Here is a 1,738-nt window from a genome sequence, read left to right on the forward strand (position 1 = left end):
CTGATTTCAAGTAATACCAGGCTTGATAAGAAGAGTCATAAACCCACTCACCTTGTGCCATTTTACCGTTTGACTTAAGGTAGTAAGCTCCTTGCCATGCATCCTTTGCATAAGATCCATCTGATTTCAAGTAATACCAAGCTTGATAGGAAGAATCATAAATCCATTCGCTCTGGGCCATTTTCCCGTCTGCTTTCAGGTAATAGCTTCCCTGCCAAGCATTTTTCACTGGATTTCCATTTCCATCAAAGTAGTACCAAGCGCCGTCCTGCTTAACCCAACCACTTGTTGTTGATGAACTTGTATCAGTTTGAGTTGTAGTCTCTTGTTTTGCTTTAAAGGCGCCCTTAGGGGCATTTTCCAATTCGCAAGCCACACCGTCATGATCGCGGTCTAACTTGGCAGAATACCCAGGTTCTCCCTCGTGAATATCTGCGTATCCATTCGCCCAAGCTTCCTTACAACTCGAAAAATGAATGTTTTCCTCTGCTAACACAGGTTGTGAAAACAAGGCTAAAACTGGCAAGGTAGCCAGACTCATTTTTAAAAATAGACGTTTATTCATTTCTTTCTCCTATAATTATGATATCGATTTCAATATTATTTTATCAAACTTATTTCAGCAATTCAAGGAAACTTCTGGTATTTTCTACAAACTCCTTTGGTTTTTCCTTATTCAAGACATGAGGGCCGTCTGGGATAATCTGAAATTGGGATTCTGATATTAGTTTATGAAGACTTCTCATAAAACTAAGATTCGGTTTATCTTTGCTTCCACAAATTAGTAAGGTTAGATAGGGGCAAATCCCTGCTATATCCGTTAAATCAAGTGTCTTCAACTCCTCAGAAACTCCGACCATAAAAGTCTTGTCTGCCCCCTGTTTTTCAAATACTTTTTTGGGAAGTAGTTTAAAAATCAGCAACTGAATATAAAATAGGATATTACCGGACAATTTAAGTGGGCATCCTGATAGAACCAAAGCTCGAAGATTTGGTAAATCGTAACTGGAAAGTTCTAGTGCCAGGGCAGCACCTAAGGACAATCCAATCAAAACAAAAGGTTCTGTCTCTTGAGCTAGTTGCTGATAAACTCGCTCCTTGGCTTGTTGATAGTTGCTAACTCCAGAAGGAAATAACTCGATATCCTCAGAAGGATAATCTGTCAGTAGATTCCGAACTTCTTTCCAAGACTCTGCTGACTGCCCTAAACCGTGTAAAAATACCAGTTTCATCTAGTTCTCCTCTAGGCTTAATTCATACAAGCCTCTCACTGCATTACAGCCGTAAATAGCTTCTGCTTGGGCTAAATCTGCCAAGGTCAAGACTTTCTCTTCTACCTGTCCTGTTTCCAGCAAATGCTGACGGTAAATTCCTGGCAAGATTCCAAGTCGGATAGGCGGTGTGTAGAGTTTCCCAGCAATTTTCAAAACCAGATTTCCGATAGAGGTTTCCAATAGCTCTCCAGCTGCATTATGGTAAATAATTTCCTGCTTCCTTAGGCCCAAGTGAGGTCGGTGGCTTGTTTTGAAGTAGGTAAATGCTTGTTGCAAATTGGCTTCCTGAAGACAGAGTTGGGCATAGCAGAAGGTTCGACTGAGAGGTGTTAATACTTGACGATTGACTTCTATCTCTCCAGACTTGCTAAGGCTAATTCGCAAGCGGTAATCTTGATTAACATCACAATCCTGACACTCTTCCTTTATCTTTTGGTTCAAGTCTTCTGCATCAAAAGGAGAAG

The 1,738-nt window shown here is 40.7% G+C and carries 3 protein-coding genes; all 3 read right to left on the reverse strand.

All coding sequences use genetic code 11. The annotated features are described in order from the left end of the window. Nucleotides 1–565, reverse strand: a 565-nt coding sequence (locus HT687_RS11595) for an excalibur calcium-binding domain-containing protein (protein ID WP_172924224.1), incomplete at its 3' end; no start/stop codon positions are given. Between the two features lie 49 nt (nt 566–614). Further along, entirely contained in the window at nt 615–1,232 is a 618-nt protein-coding gene (locus tag HT687_RS11600) for an alpha/beta hydrolase (RefSeq protein WP_172924210.1), read from the reverse strand. Continuing rightward, nucleotides 1,233–1,738: aminotransferase class IV (locus HT687_RS11605; protein WP_172924225.1), on the reverse strand; the 506-nt coding region annotated here is incomplete at its 5' end. It abuts the gene before it with no gap.

Origin of the sequence: Streptococcus sp. 1449, assembly GCF_013276805.1 — a bacterium.
Classification (GTDB): Bacteria; Bacillota; Bacilli; order Lactobacillales; family Streptococcaceae; genus Streptococcus; species Streptococcus pseudopneumoniae.

Coding starts and splice junctions, on each gene's coding strand:
- HT687_RS11600 (WP_172924210.1), bottom strand. CDS start 1,232: ATGAAACTGGTATTTTTACACGGTTTAGGGCAGTCAGCAGAGTCTTGG.